Origin of the sequence: Hydrogenophaga sp. 2FB, from assembly GCF_005503365.1 — a bacterium.
GTDB lineage: Bacteria > Pseudomonadota > Gammaproteobacteria > Burkholderiales > Burkholderiaceae_C > Hydrogenophaga.
Genome location: NZ_SCML01000025.1, coordinates 77,035 through 93,245, shown reverse-complemented (window position 1 = coordinate 93,245; position 16,211 = coordinate 77,035). Strand labels below are relative to the sequence as shown.

Sequence of the window (16,211 nt, the reverse complement as noted above, 5' to 3'; positions counted from 1 at the left end):
AGGGCATCAACAACACCATCAAGGTCATCAAGCGCCGAGCCTATGGCTACCGCGATGAGGAGTACTTCTTCCTCAAGATCCGGGCCGCCTTCCCCGGTATTCCTCGATGAACCTTTTTTTCTGGCGCAGTGGAAGCACTCAAGTATTCCCGCCAGGCTCCGAAATAGATTCCAACGAACTTCACTGAGGGTTCGTGGCCCGGGCAACCGGACAAGCTCATCTCACCCAACCTCTCAACAGGAGTTTTTCATGTCTACCACCATCAACACGAACGTGATGTCGATGACGGCCCAGCGCAACCTGGGCACCACGTCTTCTTCGTTGGCCACCTCCATGCAGCGCCTCTCGTCTGGCCTGCGCGTCAACAGCGCCAAGGACGATGCTGCCGGCCTGGCGATCTCCGAGCGCATGAACGCGCAAGTGCGCGGCCTCAACGTGGCCTCGCGCAACGCCAACGACGGCATCTCGCTGGCGCAGACCGCTGAAGGCGCGCTGGGCAAGGTCGGCGACATGCTGCAGCGCATGCGCGAACTCGCCGTGCAGTCGGCCAACGCCTCCAACAGCTCCAGCGACCGCACCGCCCTGCAGGCCGAAGTGACGCAGCTGCGCTCGGAAATCGACCGCGTGGCCAACACCACCTCCTTCAACGGCACCAAGCTGCTCGACGGCTCGTTCGCCAACGCCACCTTCCAGGTCGGCGCCAACGCCGGTGAAGGCATCGCCATCGACTCCATCGTCAGCGCCAAGTCCGCCACGCTGGGCGACACCTCGCTCAACACCGTGGCCGGCACGCAAACGACCACGGTCGGCGCCAACGCCGCCATCGCCGCCGGTGCGCTGACGGTCAAGGGCGTGGCCCTGGGCCCGATCTCCGCCGCCGCGTCGGCTGGCGAGCGCTCGCAGCAAGTGGTGGACGCGATCAACGCCAAGTCCTCCGACACCGGCGTGTTCGCCCGCGCCACCTACACCGCCGGCGCCGTGACGGGTTGGGAAGTGTTCTCCGAAGGCGCCATCGCCGCCGCCGACTTCAACGCCGGCTTCACCGCCGCCACCACCGGCGCCGCCCCTGCCGGCCCTGGTGTGGCCGCCACCAGCCAGCTCGACGACATCAACGTCAGCAGCTTCGGCGACGCACAGAAGGCCCTGAAGGTGATCGACAAGGCGATCAACTCGATCAACAGCTCGCGCGCCGACCTCGGTGCCCTGCAAAGCCGCTTCGAGAACGCCGTGGCCAACATCCAGATCACCGGCGAGAACATCTCCGCCGCCCGTGGCCGCATCGTCGACGCCGACTTCGCCAAGGAAACGTCGAACCTGTCGCGCGCGCAGATCCTGCAGCAGGCTGGTACCGCGATGGTGGCCCAGGCCAACCAGGGCGCTCAAGGCGTGCTCTCGCTGCTGCGCTGATCGATCCCTTCCAGGCATCGCCCCACGAGGCGGTTGCGCGGTGAAAGCCGTGCAACCGCCTTTTTCGTTGGGTTCATCGATCGATGAGCGTTCGCAAGACGCAAGACGCTAAAGATTCCCCGAACCCCACCGAAATAGAGTCCAACGAACTTCACTGAGGGTTCGTGGCCCGGGCAACCGGACAAGTTCAGCTCAACCACTCAACAGGAGTTTTTCATGTCTACCACCATCAACACGAACGTGATGTCGATGACCGCCCAGCGCAACCTGGGCACCACCTCTTCTTCGTTGGCCACCTCCATGCAGCGCCTGTCCTCGGGCCTGCGCGTCAACAGCGCCAAGGACGACGCCGCCGGCCTGGCGATCTCCGAGCGCATGAACGCGCAAGTGCGCGGCCTCAACGTCGCCGCCCGCAACGCCAACGACGGCATCTCGCTGGCGCAGACCGCTGAAGGCGCGCTGGGCAAGGTCGGCGACATGCTGCAGCGCATGCGCGAACTCGCCGTGCAATCGGCCAACGCCTCGAACAACAGCAGCGACCGCACGGCCCTGCAAGCCGAAGTGACGCAGCTCAGCAAGGAAATCGACCGCGTGGCGGGCACGACCTCCTTCAACGGCACCAAGCTGCTCGACGGTTCGTTCGCCAACGCCACCTTCCAGGTCGGCGCCAACGCCGGTGAAGGCATCGCCATCGACTCCATCGTCAGCGCCAAGTCCACGTCCCTGGGCCAGCTCTCCGCCACCGAACACTTCGTGGCCACCATCGCCGCACCGTCCACCGCCGCCAACGCCGCCATCCCGGCCGGCACCGCGGGCTGGACCATCAAGAACGCCGCCGGCGTGGACGTGGCGCTGGGTGGCATCGCCGCCTCCACCACCGCCGCCCAACGCACCACGCAGGTGGTGGACGCGATCAACGCCAAGTCCTCCGACACCGGCGTGTTCGCCCGCGAACTGACCGCGGGTGGCTACGAGATCTTCTCCAGCCGCGACCTGACCGCCGCCACCGACTTCGGTGCTGGCTTCACCGCCGCCACGACCGGCGCGCCTGCCGACACCGCGCCTCCCGGCACGCTCGTCACGCTGTCGGGCATCAACGTGAACAGCTTCGGCGACGCACAGAAGGCCCTGCAGGTGATCGACAAGGCGATCAACTCGATCAACAGCTCGCGCGCCGACCTCGGCGCCCTGCAAAGCCGCTTCGAGAACGCCGTGGCCAACATCCAGATCACCGGCGAGAACATCTCCGCCGCCCGTGGCCGCATCGTCGACGCCGACTTCGCCAAGGAAACGTCGAACCTGTCGCGCGCGCAGATCCTGCAGCAGGCCGGCACCGCCATGGTGGCCCAGGCCAACCAGGGCGCTCAAGGCGTGCTGTCGCTGCTGCGCTGATCGATCCCTTCCAGGCATCGCCCCACGAGGCGGTTGCGCGGTGAAAGCCGTGCAACCGCCTTTTTTCGCTTTTTCCAGACCTTCAGCGCACGCCATGCGGTCGGTTCGTCAAAGGATGTAAAGCATGGACTTCGCCCCTCAAATGGCACCGCTCATGCCTACAGACCTGCCGCCGAGTGCCGATACAGAAAGGTATCAGACCACAGCAGGAACCCAAGCCATGTTCACCTCTGTCAACACCCGCGCCGCTTCCACCTACAAACGTGTTGCCGTCGACACCGGCGTGCAAACGGCCGACCCGCACACGCTGGTCAGCATGCTGTTCGAGGCCTTGATCCAGAGCCTGAACCTGGCGCGCGGCGCCCTGGAGCGCCAGGACGTGGCGGCCAAGGGCATGGCCATCGGCAAGTCGATCCGCATCATGGAAGAAGGCCTCAAGGCCGGCCTGAACCTGAAGGAAGGCGGGCAACTCGCGGCCAACCTGAAGGCCCTGTACGACTACAGCATCCAGCGCCTGACGCTGGCGAATCTGCGCAACGACGCCGCCCCCATCCGCGAGGTGCTCGGCCTCATCGAGCCCCTGGCCGATTCGTGGAAGCAGATGCGCGCCGAGGGCGCATCACTGGGAGCTTGACATGGAACACGGTTTGCTCGACTACTACAAGGCGATCGAGAACGCCAGCCGGCAGATGCTGGTGGCGGCGCAGGGCGAAAACTGGGACGAGGTGGTGCGCCTGGAAAGCGCGTGCGCGGTGCTGATCGCGCAGCTGCGCTACAAGGCCAAGACGGGTGAACTCGGCCCCGACGAGCGCAAGGAAAAGACGAAGATCATGCAGCGCATCCTGCGCACCGACGCCGAGATCCGTTGCCTGGCCGAGCCCTGGCTCAACGACCTGGCGCAGCTGATCGACAAAGGCAGCCCGGCCCCGATGCACTGAACAACCCACGGGGCGCGCCTCGCGGGCACAGCGGCCCTACTTCATGCCAGCGGGCATCACCACGGGCGGTTGCGGCTGCAGCCTGCGCACAGTCTCGGTATCGGGAACCCAGGGCCCCTGCTTGAGCAGACCGATGACCGCCCTTCCCTTGAATTGCGGGAACTGCTCTTCGAACAGCGACAGGTCGCGCTCCCGCTGGTCCTTGACCTCGGGATAGCCGTTGCCGACGATGGTGACGCGGAAGATGTTCTTGCCGGTCGCCAGCGCGGCGTGCAGGTTGCCGATGTACTTGACCTCGCCCGGGGCCAGATCAAAACCCAGCGGCACCGGCTCTGCCTTTGACGTGATCCTCAGCCCGGTGCCATTGGTGATCTGCCAACCGGTGACCGCGTGGTGGTCAGCAGGCAGGGACAGCGCATAAAGCCTGCCATAGGAATCCTCGAAGTCGCTGCCCGTGGGCACGCCCATCACGTCCTGCAGGGAAAAGACGTAGTGGCCGTTGGTGGCTGTCGGTCCCCCGTTGAAATAGAAAATGGCTTTGGCGCCACGTCCGCCCGCGAGGTCGTGCGAGACGGAAAACACCACCATGCCCGATCCCTTGGCCGCGTCGAGCGAAAAATCCTTGGGCACGCTTTTGGACGCACACCCGGCAAGCACCCCGAGCGCAACAACGGCCAACAACAGGCAACGCAGCAGTCTGGTCATATCCTCTCCGGTCCTTCATGGTTGACAACATGGAGGCCACGAAGAGGCCGCCTGGCGACCGATGGTAGTGGATCAGCGGCCTCGGAACCCAGCGGACAGGGTCAACACCGCGGTGGTGCTGGACGCGATGGCAAACGCCTCCTTGCGGCGCGTCACACACTCATGTTCATGATGTCGCTGTACGCCTGGACCATGCGGTTGCGCACGTGCAGCGTGGCCTGGAAGCCAACCTGGGCCTTCTGCATGGCGAGCATGGTTTCTTCCAGGCTCACCTTGGGGTTGCCCAGTTGCACCTGGGTCTGCAGGCGCGAAGCCTCTTCCTGCGAAGCGCTGACCTCCTTGAGCGCGGTCTTGAAGTTCGCGGCAAAACCGGATTCCACGCCGCCTGCGGCGCCCGGGCGCTTCAGGGCGGCCTGGCCGATGCCGTTGAGAGCCTGGCTGGCGAGAGGGGAAATGCGCATGTCCATGGCGGACTCCTTCCAAGAAAACGAATGCGCTGATGCTAGGGGCCGCCCTGCCCTGGCGGGCCGGGAATAAGGGCACAAACGCCCGCCTTTTCATGGCTATGGCGTGGGCACCGGGATCGAATAATCGACCGCACAAGGGGCATCGTCCCTGTGACCCGACCCTCTACCGAACGCCATGCCATGAGCACCACCGCCGTCGCCGAACTGGACATCACACCGACCACCGCGAAACCCCGCAGTGCCTTCGGTGATGGTTTTGCGCGCATGGACCAGGCGCAGAAGATCAAGCTCGGCCTGGGCGCGCTGGCCCTGGTCGCCTTGGCCCTGGCGTTCTTCTTCATGGGCCGCCAGCCCGAATGGCGCGTGCTCTACGCCAACCTGGGCGACAAGGACGGCGGCGCCGTCGTGGCCCAGCTCTCGCAAATGAACGTGCCCTACAAACACGCCGAGGGCGGCCAGGCCATCCTGGTGCCGGCCGACAAGGTGCACGACACGCGCCTGCGCCTGGCCTCGCAAGGCCTGCCCAAGGGCTCGGTCACCGGCTTCGAGCTGATGGAAGCCAACCGCTTCGGCATGACGCAGTTCCAGGAACGCCTGACCTTCCAGCGCGGGCTCGAAGGCGAGCTCACCCGCTCGATCCAGTCGCTCTCCTCCGTCGCCTCGGCGCGCGTGCACCTGGCGCTGCCGAACCAGAACGGCTTCTTCCGCGAACAGCAGAAACCCAGCGCCTCGGTGCTGCTCACGCTGCACGCCGGGCGCACGCTGGACCGCGCGCAGGTCGCCGGCATCGTGCACCTGGTGGCGTCCAGCGTGCCCGAGATGAACCCCAAGGCGGTGAGCATCGTCGACGACGCGGGCACCCTGCTGTCCAACCCGCCCGATGGCCAGGCCCAGGGCGCGGACACGCAGAAGCTGCAGTATGTGCAGCAGCTCGAACAGCTCTACACCCGCCGCATCATGGACATGCTGGAGCCGCTGGTGGGCCGCAACAACGTCAAGGCGCAGGTCAGCGCCGAGGTCGACTTCTCGCAGATCGAATCCACCAGCGAACAGCACCGCCCGAACCAGGGCGCCGACGCCGTGGCCACCGTGCGCAGCCAGCAAACCGTGGAAGACGGCAGCGGCCCGCGCCCCCAGCCCTCGGGCGTGCCCGGCGCGGTGAGCAACCAGCCACCGGCCACCGGCACCGCGCCGATCAACGGCGCGGCCGCCCCGGTGGGCGTGCCCGCGCAGGGCAGCACCGACAAGCCCGGCAACTCGCGCCGCGAGTCGGTGGTGAACTACGAGGTCGACAAGACGGTGAAGGTGGTGCGCGAATCCAGCGGCCAGGTCAAGCGCCTGAGCGCGGCGGTGGTGATCAACCACCGCACCACGGTGGACAAGAACGGCAAGGAAACCACCACGGCCATCCCGCCGGAGCAGCTCGAGCAGATGACCGCGCTGGTGCGCGAGACCATCGGCTTCAACCGCGACCGTGGCGATTCGGTGAACGTGGTCAACGCCGCCTTCAACATCGAGAAGAGCAGCGAGGCCAGCGAAGCCGCCTGGTGGCAGCAGCCCGCCAACCAGGACACGCTGCGCAGCCTGGCCTGGCCCATCGGCGTGGTCGGCCTGGGCCTGCTGTTGCTCATGGGCATGGTGCGCCCGGGCCTCAAGCTGATGAAGTCGCCGGCCCCGCGCCGCCTGGACAACACCGAGGTGCAACCGCTCAGCGCGGTGCTGAACGAAGCGCCCGAGCGCCCCGGCCTGCCCATGCCCAGCAACGAGCCGACCCCCGAATCCCAACGCATCGCCGACGCCAAACGGTTGGCGCTCGAAAACCCCATGGCCGTGGCGAACATCGTCAAAGGCTGGGTCAACGGCGAATCCCCAGCCTGACCGCGCACAGGAAACAAGATCATGGAAGACCAGGGCATTCAGGACGCAGCGATCTTTCTCATGTCGCTGGGCGAAGAGGAAGCGGCCGAGGTGTTCAAGCACCTCAGCCCGAAGGAAGTGCAGAAGCTGGGCGAGACCATCGCCAAGACGCGCGCGGTCTCGCACGAGCGCGTGGACCAGGTGATGCAGAAATTCACCAACGCCGCCTCGTCGCAGAGCCTGCTGGTGTCCGACACCGACAACTACGTGCGCGCCGTGCTCAAGCGCGCGCTGGGCGAAGACAAGGCGTCGTTGCTGATCGACCGCATCCTGCAAGGCGGCGATGTGTCGGGCATCGAGAGCCTGAAGTGGATGGACCCGCTGTCCATCGCCGAGCTGCTGCGCAACGAACACCCGCAGATCGTGGCCGCGATCCTGGTGCACCTCGAATCGGACCAGACCGCCGGCGTGCTCAAGAACTTCACCGAGCGCACGCGCAACGAGGTGATGCTGCGCATCGCCACGCTCGAAGGCATTCAGCCGACCGCGCTCAAGGACCTCAACGAGGTGCTCTACAAGGTGCTGGCCGGCGGCGACAAGATCCGCAAGACCTCCATGGGCGGCGTGAAAACCGCCGCCGAGATCATCAACATGATGGGCACGCAGATCGAGACCTCGGTGATCGAATCGATCCGCGAGTTCGACGCCGACCTGGCGCAGAAGATCATGGACAAGATGTTCACCTTCGAGGACCTGCTCAAGCTCGACGGCAAGTCGGTGCAGATGGTGCTCAAGGAAGTGGCCACCGATTCGCTGGTGATCGCGCTCAAGGGCGCCACCAACGAACTGCGCGAACTCGTGCTGGGCAACATGTCCAGCCGCGCGTCCGAGGCGCTGCGCGAAGACCTCGAATCGCGCGGCCCGGTGCGCCTGTCGGAAGTGGAAGCGCAGCAGAAGGAAATTCTCAAGATCGTTCGCCGTCTCTCGGACGAAGGCCAGATCGTGATCATGGGCGGCGGCGAAGACGAGGCTTTTGTTTGAAGTGAATCCACATGGCTTCCAATAAACCCAACCCCCATTCCCGCTTCATCCCGCGCGAGGAAATCGCCGGCGTCGCCGCCTGGCACTTCTCCGCGGTCGACGGCAGCGACGACACACCCAAGCCCGCCACACCCGAAGGCGCCGCCAGCGAAGGCGTGACCTCCGAGGTGCTGCAGGAAGCGCGCCAGCAGTCGTATGCCGAAGGCTTCGCGCGCGGTCGCGATGCCGGGGGCCAGGAAGTGCGCGACGCACTCGAAGCCACGGTGCGCAAGACGGCCGAAGAAACCGCCGTGCGCATGGCGCAACTGCTGCACAACACGCGCGACCACCTCAAGAAAAGCGAAGCCAAGATTTCGCACCAGATCCTCGAACTGGCCTGCGACCTCGCGCGCCAGGTGGTGCGCCAGGAACTCAAGGGCGACACAGAGCACCTGAAGCCGGTGATCGCCGAAGCCCTGGGCCAGTTGGTGGACGACGGCCAGCCCGCCACCGTGCGCATGAACCCCGGCGACCTCGCCATGATGCAAGGCGCGTTGCAGGAAAACATGGGCAACCACCCGGCCGAATTCATCGCCGACGCGGCCATCAGCCCCGGTGGCTGCCTGATCGAATCGCCCACCATGGGCGTGGACGCCACGATCGAAAAACGCTGGGCGCGCGCCGTCGGCAACCTCGGCATGGACACCCCCTGGAACCCGGAGAACGCCGATGTCTGAAAGCACGTTCGGCACCGAAAGCCGCTGGGGCAACTTCATGGAAGACGTGCGCGCGAGCGCCGCCGTCAAGACACCGCTGGAAGTGCGCGGTACGCTGACCCGCCTGGCCGGCCTGGTGCTGGAAGCCGTGGGCCTGAAGGTGCCCGTGGGCTCGCAGTGCCTGATCGACAACGGCCACAAGGACCCGGTGCTGGCCGAGGTGGTGGGCTTCTCCCACGACCGCGCCTACCTGATGCCCGCGGGCGACACGCACGGCCTGTCCAGTGGCGCGAGCGTCACGCCGCTGGCACCCTACCGCACCGTGCCGCGCGTGGGCCAGGCCAACAAACCACCCTCGCCCGACGACCGGGGCACGCTGCGCCTGCCGCTGGGCCGGGGGCTGCTGGGCCGCGTGGTCGATTCGCACGGCAACCCGCTCGACAAGATGGGGCCGATCGAGAACGTCGACATCGAACCCATGGACCGCGCGCCGCTCAACGCGATGGACCGCGACCCGGTGCGCACGCCGCTGGACACGGGCGTGCGCGCGATCAACGCGCTGCTCACCGTGGGACGCGGTCAGCGCATCGGCCTGTTCGCCGGCTCCGGCGTGGGCAAGAGCGTGCTGCTGGGCATGATGGCGCGCTACACCAAGGCCGACGTGATCGTGGTCGGGCTGATCGGCGAGCGCGGCCGCGAGGTCAAGGAATTCATCGAAGACATCCTGGGCGCCGAAGGCCGCCAGCGCTCGGTCGTGGTCGCCGCCCCGGCCGACGCGCCACCACTGGTGCGCATGCAGGGCGCGGCCTACGCCACCGCGATCGCCGAGCGCTTTCGCGACGACGGGCTGGACGTGCTGCTGCTCATGGATTCGCTCACCCGCTACGCCATGGCGCAGCGCGAAATCGCGCTGGCCATCGGCGAGCCCCCGGCCACCAAGGGTTACCCGCCCTCGTGTTTCGCCAAGCTGCCGCAGCTGGTGGAGCGCAGCGGCAACGGCCTCAACGGCGTGGGCTCGATCACCGCCTTCTACACCGTGCTCTCCGAAGGCGACGACCAGCAGGACCCGATCGCCGACGCGGCGCGCGCCATTCTGGACGGCCACATCGTGCTCTCGCGCGCCCTCGCCGAGTCGGGCCATTTCCCCGCCATCGACGTCGAGGCCTCGGCCTCGCGCGTGATGCACAACGTCGCCGGCGCGGTGCACCTGGATCTGGCGCGCAAGTTCCGCGGCCTGTACTCGCGCTACCAGAAGAGCCGCGACCTCATCCAGCTCGGCGCCTACGTGGCCGGCAGCGACCCGGAAACCGACCGCGCCATCGTGCTCTACCCCGCACTGCAACGCTTCCTGATGCAGGACATGCACGAAGCCGCCACGCTGCCCGAGAGCCTGAAGCAGATGAAGGACGCGCTGCAGGAAGAAAAAGAAAAGGCGGCCCCCCAGCGCCAGACCCGGCCCAACCACAACCCGTATGACGCATGACCCAGATTCAGACGCTGCACAAAGTTGTTGATCTCGCGGAGAAGCGCCGCGACGAAGCCTTGGGCGCGTTGGCCAGAATGCAGCGCGAGTTGAAGGTGGCGCAAGACCAGATGGACCAGTTGCAGTCCTATGCGCAGGAAGCCCAGGCGCGCTGGGCCGCGCGCAGCGCCGTGGGTGTGGACACCGCGCTGCTCATGCACCACCGCGAGTTCATGCACAAGATCCACCACGCGCTGGAGTTCCAGCGCGGCGTTCTCAACGAACGCAACGGCCTGATCGAACGCGCGCAGGCGCAGGTGCACGCCGCCGAGCGCGACCTCGCCGGCCTGCGCAAATTCACCGACCGCAAGCAACAGGCCATCGACCACAAGGCCCAGCGCCAGGAACAGAAGCAGACCGACGAGATGGCCCTGTCCATCCACTTGCGCCAGAGCCTGGCCCAGGCACAGGCACGCAACTGACCCGAGAGCAGACCCATGACAAGCACCACCCACGCCAGCAGCACGGCCCCCAAACCGGTCGAGAACGCGCACAAACCGAACCAGGCCAACGGGCGCGCCGACGCCGACAAGCCCACCACCACGTCGGACCTGTTTTCTGCGTTGCTGGCCCTGGTGAGCGACACCCACGCCACCGCCGCGACGGACGAACCGCAGGACACCACCAAGACCGACGTCGACCCCACGGCGCTCGACCCGCTGGCCGCCATGATGGCCTGGATGGTGCCCGCACAGAGCGCGACAGACACCGACGCCAGCGCGCGCACGGCGGCAAAGGGCCCGGCCACCGCCGACGCGGACACACCGCGCGCGCAAGGCGTCGACATCGAAGGCATGACCCGGGTCGACGAGCCCGCGACGCCGAACGCCGCGGCACAGGCCCGCGCCGCCGCGGCCTCGCGCCCGGCGTTCAGCCCCTTCAATCCCCATGCATCGGCCGCCACCGCCGCCACCAGCGCGCGCGCCACCGACGGCCAGGCATCCAGCAGCGGCACACCCGCGATGGTCTGGCAACGGGGCAACCCCGGCACGGAGGCGCTGCAGCAGCAAAACGCCACGCAACTGGCGCAGGTGCGCAGCACCGTGGCCTTGAACAAGCGTTTCGGCCTCGCGGGCGTGCCGCCCGAACTCAATGCTGCGGCCCCGTCGCCCAGCGAGTTCACGACCTCCCGAGGCACGGGCAGCGGCCCGATCTCGGGCCCCGCCTCCACCACCGACACCAGCACCGCGGGTCTGGTCGGCACGGGCGCCGCCAACGACGCGGGCAGCGGCAACGGTGAACACGCCGCCGACGCACAGACCCACGACGGTCAGCCCCAAAACCCTGCCGAAGCCGGCCGCGAAGCCGAAGGCCCGACCGTGAGCCACTGGGGCACGCAGCACCTGCGCCACGCCAGCCTGCGCGTGGGCGGTGAAGGTGGTGCCGACGCGATCGACATCCAGCTGCAGGTCAAGGGCCAGGAAGTCCAGGTCGCTTTTCAAACGGACAACGCCGAAGCCCGCGCGCACCTGCGCGAAAGCGCCGGCGAATCGCTGGCCGATCTCATGCAGCGCGGCGGCATCCAGCTCGGCAGCGTGTCGGTGGGTTCACAGGGCCAGGCGCAGAGCGACACCTCGCGCCAGCCCCGGCCAACCGGTCCGAGCACCGAAGCCCTGGGCCGCACCGCCTCGGCGGCGCAGGCGCCACGCCCTCTCGCCCAACCCCGCACCGACGGCAGCCGCCCGCTTGACGTGTTCGCCTGAGCGGCCCACGGGACAGCCGCAGAGCGCCGTAATAAGCGGCTTTTCATGCCCTTTTCCGGCAAACGCCCGCAGGGCCCGCGGCCAATAATTCTTTCAATCCCACACGGCATGGCCCGTGTGAACCCTTGAAGGAAGACCATGTCCGCTGCCGCCGCCACTGCCACCGCCGCCGTCCCCGAAGCGCCCAAAAAGAAGAGCAAGAAGCTGCTGTTCATCGTGCTGGGCGTGGTCGCGCTCGCGATCGTGGGTGCGGCCGCCGCGCTGTTCATCCTGAAGAAAAACACCGCCGACGACGATTTCGAGGACGACGATGGACATGGGCCCGTGGCACAAGCCAAGGGTCCCAAGACCGCGCCGACCTTCCTGCCGCTGGAAAACATGGTGATCAACCTGGCCGATCCGGGGGGCAACCGCTTCATCCAGCTCGGCCTCACGCTGCAACTGCAGGATGCCGTCACCGAAACCGCCGTGAAGTCCTACCTGCCCAGCCTGCGCAGCCAGGTGCTGGTGCTGATCTCGCAGCGCACGGCCGACGAGCTGCTGGCGGCCAGCGGCAAGGAAAAACTGGCCAACGACATCATCGCGACCATCTCCCGGGAAATGGGCTATGCCCCGCCGGCGGCGAAAAGCGCCGATGGCGCTGCGCCGAGAAAGTCCCGCTCGGCGCCGAACCCGGTGCAGGCCGTGCTGTTCTCCAGCTTCATCATTCAGTAACCGAACCGGGCAACACGCGATGGCCGACTCGTTTCTGTCCCAGGAAGAAATCGACGCCCTGCTCGAGGGTGTCACTGGCGAAAGCCAGAAACTGGCGAAAGAGGAAACCCCCACCGGCGCGGTGCGGGACTACAACCTCTCGAGCCAGGAGCGCATCGTGCGCGGGCGCATGCCCACCATGGAAATCGTCAACGAACGGTTTTCGCGCAACCTGCGGCTGGGCCTGTTCAATTTCATCCGCCGAAGCCCGGAAATCTCCGTCGGCGCGGTGCAGGTGCAGAAGTACAGCGCCTTCCTGCGCGAACTGGTGGTGCCGACCAACTTCAACATCATGGCGATCCGCCCCTTGCGCGGCAACGGCCTGGTGGTGTGCGAACCCACGCTGTTGTTCGGCGTGATCGACAGCCTGTACGGCGGCAACGGCAAGTTCCACACCCGCATCGAAGGCCGCGACTTTTCACCCACCGAGCAGCGCGTGATCAACCGCCTGGTGGAGGTGGTGGCCGAGGAATACAAGAAAGCCTGGCGCGGCGTGTACCCGATCGAGCTGGCGTACCAGCGTTCGGAGATGCAGCCCCAGTTCGCCACCATCGCCACGCCCAGCGAGATCGTGGTCTCGACCAGCTTCACGCTGGAGATCGGCGACATCTCGGGTTCGCTGCACATCTGCATGCCCTACGCCACGCTGGAGCCGATCCGCGACGTGCTGTATTCCAGCGTGCAGGGCGACGCCATCGAGGTCGACCGCCGCTGGGTCAAGCTGCTGAGCCACGAGATCCAGGCCGCCGAAGTGACCATGGTCGCCGAATTGGCCCAGACCGAGGCCACGGTGGAGCAACTGCTGGCGATGCAGATCGGTGATTTCATCGAACTCGATCGCTCCCCTTCGATCACCGCCCATGTGGACGGTGTGCCCGTCTTCGAGTGCCAGTACGGCACCCACAAAGGCAAATACGCGCTGCGCGTCGAGCGCAATCTGCGCGGTACCGAATCGCACTGGTTGGGAGATTCCTATGTCAACTGAGACCACCAACAACATGAACGACGCCGCTGTTGCCGACGAATGGGCCCAGGCCCTGGAAGAACAGGCCTCCACCACCGAAACGGTCGCCAACAGCGCGCCCGAGTTCGAGGACAACACCGCGCCCGCCACCCCCGGCGCCGGCCCGATGCAGGACATCCAGATGGTGCTGGACATTCCGGTCCAGCTGTCGGTGGAACTGGGCCGCACGCGCGTGCCGATCAAGTACATCCTGCAGCTCGCGCAGGGCTCCATCGTCGAGCTTGACGCCCTGGCCGGCGAGCCGATGGACGTGCTCATCAACGGCTACCTGATCGCACAGGGCGAGGTGGTGGTGGTGAACGACAAGTTCGGCATCCGCCTGACCGACATCGTCACGCCGTCCGAACGCATGCGCCGGGTGAGCCGGACTTAAGGCCTGGAGGAATCGAGAGCGGGCCTCTCTACACTGGCCCCCTCTTCTTCGTTCAAGGACCGACCCACATGCTGCAAAACTCGATTCCCGTTCTGGTGCTGCTCGCCATCCTGGTGGGCATTGCCTTTGCCTTGAAGTGGGCGCGCCGCCGCCTGCCCGGTGCGGCGGGCCACAACGGCCCGCCGATGCAGTTGCTGTCTTCGCTCTCGCTGGGCCCGCAACAGCGCGTGGTGACGATGCAGATCGGCCAGGGCGACGACCGCGTGTGCCTGGTGCTCGGCGTCTCGCCCGGCAGCGTGAACACGCTGCACCAGATGCCCATGCCGGCGGATCTGCCGAACACGCCCATCGTCACGCCCGCTTCCGGTTTCGCCGCGCGTCTGGCTCAACTCACCCAACCTCAGAAAAATCCCCATGCGTGAAACGGCTCTTCCGCGCCGCGTGCTGTTGGCCACTTTCCTGCTCGTGTGCGCCAGCGGCGCGTGGGCGCAAGGCGCACCCGCCGCATCGGGACCTTCGCTGCCGATCATGATCGGCCAGGGCGCGGGCGGCACCTCGTATTCGGTGCCGATCCAGACCCTGCTGTTCTTCACCGCGCTGTCCTTCCTGCCGGCCGTGCTGCTGCTCATGACGGGCTTCACCCGCATCGTGATCGTGCTCTCGCTGCTGCGCCAGGCCCTGGGCACGCAGTCGGCGCCACCCAACCAGGTGATCGTCGGCCTGTCGCTGTTCCTCACGCTGTTCGTGATGGGCCCGACGCTGGACCGCGTGTACGCCGATGCGTACGAGCCCTATTCCCGCAACGCCATCACCTTCGACCAGGCACTCGAACGCGGCCAGGCGCCGATGCGCGAGTTCATGCTCAAGCAGACGCGCCAGTCCGACTTCGAACTCTTCGCCAAGCTGGCCAAGCTGCCCGCCGACGTGACCGCGCAGACCGCGCCGTTTCGCGTTCTGGTGCCGGCCTTCGTGACCAGCGAACTCAAGACCGCGTTCCAGATCGGCTTCATGATCTTCATTCCGTTCCTGGTGATCGACATGGTGGTCGCCAGCGTGCTGATGTCTCTGGGCATGATGATGCTGTCGCCCGTGCTGGTCGCCCTGCCGTTCAAACTCATGCTGTTTGTGCTGGCCGATGGCTGGAATCTGCTGATCGGTTCGCTGGCCGCATCGTTCGCCACTTAGGAACGCCCACATGGATCCCCAAGCCGCCCTCACGATGGCGCAGAACGCGCTGTTCATGCTGCTCATGGTCGCCGCGCCGGTGCTGGCCACGGTGCTGGCCGTGGGCCTGCTGGTGAGCCTGTTCCAGGCCATCACGCAGATCAACGAAGCCACGCTGGCCTTCGTGCCCAAGCTGATCGCGGCCATCGCGGTGTTCGCCATTGCGGGCCCCTGGATGATGACCACGATGGTCGAGTTCATCCGCAGCACGATCCTCTCGATCCCGAACTACGCGATCTGAACGGGCCGATGCCGACCTTCACCGAAGCCCAGATCATGGCGCTGGTCATGCCGGTGTTCTGGCCGTTCCTGCGCATCCTGGCGGTGTTTTCCAGCGCGCCCATCTTCTCCTCGCGCTCGGTGCCGATGCGCACGCGCGTGGGCCTGGCGATGCTGGTGGCGCTGTGCGCACAGGCCGGCCTGCCAGAGCAGCCCATGGTGGCCCTTACCGACCCGGGCGCTTTCGCCGCGGTGATGCAACAGGTCATCGTGGGCGTGGCCATCGGGCTGGCGGTGCGCATCGTGTTCGCGTCGGTCGAACTCGCGGGGGAACTCATCGGCTTGCAAATGGGCTTGAACTTCGCGGGTTTCTTCGACCCTTCCACCAACGCGCAGTCGAGCACCGTGGGCCGCTTCTTCGGCAACACCACCATGCTGCTGTTCGTGGTGATGGGCGGCCACCTCATGCTGCTGCAGGCCGTCATCGCCAGCTTCAACACCTTTCCCGTGGGCGCGAGCGCCTTCGAGTCGATCAACCGCATGCAGCTGCACGAGCTGGGCGCGGTGGTGTTCCGCTACGGCCTATGGATCTCCCTGCCCATGATCGGCATGCTGATCTTCATCAACATCGTGCTGGGCTTCATCTCGCGCATCGCGCCGCAGATGAACGCTTTCGCCATCGGCTTTCCGCTCACGCTCTCGGCCGGCCTGGTGGGCATTGCGTTCACGCTGCCCATGCTGGACGCGCCGGTGGCCGCGCTCATGAAGCTGGCCACCAACATCTTCACGGGCGGTTGACGCGCTGGCACGCACCAGCTGTCCGACCGGCCTCAAAAATTCCCGTCGCGCGTCGACAACAGAGGGCAACAGCCGCACACACCGGTGCGGTCT

At 66.4% G+C, this 16,211-nt stretch carries 20 protein-coding genes; 18 read left to right on the top strand and 2 right to left on the bottom strand.

Annotation, left to right across the window (positions count from 1 at the left end; translation table 11 throughout):
- The 5 genes from FFS09_RS16200 to FFS09_RS16180 form a co-directional block, all read left to right on the top strand.
- The coding region (locus FFS09_RS16200) for a transposase (protein ID WP_137919931.1) at window positions 1–110 on the top strand (110 nt) is incomplete at its 5' end.
- 139 nt (window positions 111–249) lie between these two features.
- Window positions 250–1,407, top strand: a complete 1,158-nt coding sequence (locus FFS09_RS16195; protein ID WP_137919930.1) for a flagellin — start codon at window positions 250–252, stop codon at window positions 1,405–1,407.
- 216 nt (window positions 1,408–1,623) lie between these two features.
- On the top strand, window positions 1,624–2,799 hold the full coding sequence (locus tag FFS09_RS16190) for a flagellin (protein WP_137919929.1): 1,176 nt from the start codon (window positions 1,624–1,626) through the stop codon (window positions 2,797–2,799).
- A 220-nt stretch (window positions 2,800–3,019) separates the two neighbouring features.
- Window positions 3,020–3,433 carry a flagellar export chaperone FliS gene (gene fliS / locus FFS09_RS16185; protein ID WP_137919928.1) on the top strand — a complete coding sequence of 138 codons (414 nt, stop codon included), beginning with the start codon at window positions 3,020–3,022 and terminating at the stop codon, window positions 3,431–3,433.
- 1 nt (window position 3,434) lies between these two features.
- Window positions 3,435–3,737: a flagellar protein FliT gene (locus FFS09_RS16180; RefSeq protein ID WP_137919927.1), complete on the top strand. Its 303-nt coding sequence runs from the start codon at window positions 3,435–3,437 to the stop codon at window positions 3,735–3,737.
- Window positions 3,738–3,773: 36 nt separating this feature from the next.
- Here the strand turns inward: FFS09_RS16180 and FFS09_RS16175 are convergent, their stop codons facing one another.
- On the bottom strand, window positions 3,774–4,442 hold the full coding sequence (locus tag FFS09_RS16175) for a hypothetical protein (RefSeq protein ID WP_137919926.1): 669 nt from the start codon (window positions 4,440–4,442) through the stop codon (window positions 3,774–3,776).
- A gap of 152 nt (window positions 4,443–4,594) precedes the next feature.
- Window positions 4,595–4,909, bottom strand: coding sequence for a flagellar hook-basal body complex protein FliE (gene fliE / locus FFS09_RS16170; RefSeq protein WP_137919925.1), 315 nt, complete (start codon window positions 4,907–4,909; stop codon window positions 4,595–4,597).
- Between the two features lie 180 nt (window positions 4,910–5,089).
- On the opposite strand from fliE, the gene fliF reads away from it, so the two are divergent.
- The 13 genes from fliF (at window position 5,090) to fliR (ending at window position 16,118) form a co-directional block, all read left to right on the top strand.
- Window positions 5,090–6,787 (top strand): flagellar basal-body MS-ring/collar protein FliF, encoded by a 1,698-nt coding sequence (gene fliF, locus FFS09_RS16165; protein WP_137919924.1) that lies wholly within the window; start codon window positions 5,090–5,092, stop codon window positions 6,785–6,787.
- Window positions 6,788–6,808: 21 nt separating this feature from the next.
- On the top strand, window positions 6,809–7,807 hold the full coding sequence (fliG, locus tag FFS09_RS16160; RefSeq protein ID WP_137919923.1) for a flagellar motor switch protein FliG: 999 nt from the start codon (window positions 6,809–6,811) through the stop codon (window positions 7,805–7,807).
- Between the two features lie 11 nt (window positions 7,808–7,818).
- Entirely contained in the window at window positions 7,819–8,523 is a 705-nt protein-coding gene (locus tag FFS09_RS16155; RefSeq protein ID WP_137919922.1) for a FliH/SctL family protein, read from the top strand.
- Window positions 8,516–9,985 carry a flagellar protein export ATPase FliI gene (gene fliI, locus FFS09_RS16150; RefSeq protein WP_137919921.1) on the top strand — a complete coding sequence of 490 codons (1,470 nt, stop codon included), beginning with the start codon at window positions 8,516–8,518 and terminating at the stop codon, window positions 9,983–9,985. Before FFS09_RS16155 ends, fliI begins: the two co-directional genes overlap by 8 nt.
- Entirely contained in the window at window positions 9,982–10,446 is a 465-nt protein-coding gene (fliJ, locus tag FFS09_RS16145; RefSeq protein ID WP_137919920.1) for a flagellar export protein FliJ, read from the top strand. The genes fliI and fliJ overlap by 4 nt, the downstream gene beginning before the upstream one ends.
- Before the next feature lie 15 nt (window positions 10,447–10,461).
- Window positions 10,462–11,727, top strand: coding sequence for a flagellar hook-length control protein FliK (locus FFS09_RS16140; protein WP_137919919.1), 1,266 nt, complete (start codon window positions 10,462–10,464; stop codon window positions 11,725–11,727).
- Window positions 11,728–11,865: 138 nt separating this feature from the next.
- The gene (locus tag FFS09_RS16135) at window positions 11,866–12,441 is read left to right on the top strand and encodes a flagellar basal body-associated FliL family protein (RefSeq protein ID WP_137919918.1); all 576 of its coding nucleotides are present in this window, start codon (window positions 11,866–11,868) and stop codon (window positions 12,439–12,441) included.
- Between the two features lie 19 nt (window positions 12,442–12,460).
- Window positions 12,461–13,465 carry a flagellar motor switch protein FliM gene (gene fliM / locus FFS09_RS16130; protein ID WP_137919917.1) on the top strand — a complete coding sequence of 335 codons (1,005 nt, stop codon included), beginning with the start codon at window positions 12,461–12,463 and terminating at the stop codon, window positions 13,463–13,465.
- Window positions 13,455–13,877, top strand: a complete 423-nt coding sequence (fliN, locus tag FFS09_RS16125; protein ID WP_137919916.1) for a flagellar motor switch protein FliN — start codon at window positions 13,455–13,457, stop codon at window positions 13,875–13,877. The genes fliM and fliN overlap by 11 nt, the downstream gene beginning before the upstream one ends.
- A 68-nt stretch (window positions 13,878–13,945) precedes the next feature.
- Window positions 13,946–14,299, top strand: coding sequence for a FliO/MopB family protein (locus tag FFS09_RS16120; RefSeq protein ID WP_137919915.1), 354 nt, complete (start codon window positions 13,946–13,948; stop codon window positions 14,297–14,299).
- The gene (gene fliP, locus FFS09_RS16115) at window positions 14,292–15,062 is read left to right on the top strand and encodes a flagellar type III secretion system pore protein FliP (RefSeq protein ID WP_137919914.1); all 771 of its coding nucleotides are present in this window, start codon (window positions 14,292–14,294) and stop codon (window positions 15,060–15,062) included. Before FFS09_RS16120 ends, fliP begins: the two co-directional genes overlap by 8 nt.
- A 10-nt stretch (window positions 15,063–15,072) precedes the next feature.
- Window positions 15,073–15,342, top strand: coding sequence for a flagellar biosynthesis protein FliQ (gene fliQ, locus FFS09_RS16110; protein WP_137919913.1), 270 nt, complete (start codon window positions 15,073–15,075; stop codon window positions 15,340–15,342).
- A gap of 8 nt (window positions 15,343–15,350) precedes the next feature.
- Complete coding sequence (gene fliR, locus FFS09_RS16105; RefSeq protein WP_137919912.1) at window positions 15,351–16,118, top strand: flagellar biosynthetic protein FliR; 768 nt, start codon at window positions 15,351–15,353, stop codon at window positions 16,116–16,118.
- Window positions 16,119–16,211 lie beyond the last annotated feature (93 nt).

Bases quoted from the DNA above. Each gene is read 5' to 3' on its own strand.
- FFS09_RS16180 (WP_137919927.1), top strand. From the start codon at position 3,435: ATGGAACACGGTTTGCTCGACTACTACAAGGCGATCGAGAACGCCAGC.
- FFS09_RS16120 (WP_137919915.1), top strand. From the start codon at position 13,946: ATGCTGCAAAACTCGATTCCCGTTCTGGTGCTGCTCGCCATCCTGGTG.
- FFS09_RS16155 (WP_137919922.1), top strand. From the start codon at position 7,819: ATGGCTTCCAATAAACCCAACCCCCATTCCCGCTTCATCCCGCGCGAG.
- FFS09_RS16190 (WP_137919929.1), top strand. From the start codon at position 1,624: ATGTCTACCACCATCAACACGAACGTGATGTCGATGACCGCCCAGCGC.
- fliE (WP_137919925.1), bottom strand. From the start codon at position 4,909: ATGGACATGCGCATTTCCCCTCTCGCCAGCCAGGCTCTCAACGGCATC.
- fliP (WP_137919914.1), top strand. From the start codon at position 14,292: ATGCGTGAAACGGCTCTTCCGCGCCGCGTGCTGTTGGCCACTTTCCTG.
- fliF (WP_137919924.1), top strand. From the start codon at position 5,090: ATGAGCACCACCGCCGTCGCCGAACTGGACATCACACCGACCACCGCG.
- fliG (WP_137919923.1), top strand. From the start codon at position 6,809: ATGGAAGACCAGGGCATTCAGGACGCAGCGATCTTTCTCATGTCGCTG.
- fliI (WP_137919921.1), top strand. From the start codon at position 8,516: ATGTCTGAAAGCACGTTCGGCACCGAAAGCCGCTGGGGCAACTTCATG.
- fliQ (WP_137919913.1), top strand. From the start codon at position 15,073: ATGGATCCCCAAGCCGCCCTCACGATGGCGCAGAACGCGCTGTTCATG.
- fliJ (WP_137919920.1), top strand. From the start codon at position 9,982: ATGACCCAGATTCAGACGCTGCACAAAGTTGTTGATCTCGCGGAGAAG.
- FFS09_RS16140 (WP_137919919.1), top strand. From the start codon at position 10,462: ATGACAAGCACCACCCACGCCAGCAGCACGGCCCCCAAACCGGTCGAG.
- fliR (WP_137919912.1), top strand. From the start codon at position 15,351: ATGCCGACCTTCACCGAAGCCCAGATCATGGCGCTGGTCATGCCGGTG.
- FFS09_RS16175 (WP_137919926.1), bottom strand. From the start codon at position 4,442: ATGACCAGACTGCTGCGTTGCCTGTTGTTGGCCGTTGTTGCGCTCGGG.
- fliS (WP_137919928.1), top strand. From the start codon at position 3,020: ATGTTCACCTCTGTCAACACCCGCGCCGCTTCCACCTACAAACGTGTT.
- fliM (WP_137919917.1), top strand. From the start codon at position 12,461: ATGGCCGACTCGTTTCTGTCCCAGGAAGAAATCGACGCCCTGCTCGAG.
- FFS09_RS16195 (WP_137919930.1), top strand. From the start codon at position 250: ATGTCTACCACCATCAACACGAACGTGATGTCGATGACGGCCCAGCGC.
- fliN (WP_137919916.1), top strand. From the start codon at position 13,455: ATGTCAACTGAGACCACCAACAACATGAACGACGCCGCTGTTGCCGAC.
- FFS09_RS16135 (WP_137919918.1), top strand. From the start codon at position 11,866: ATGTCCGCTGCCGCCGCCACTGCCACCGCCGCCGTCCCCGAAGCGCCC.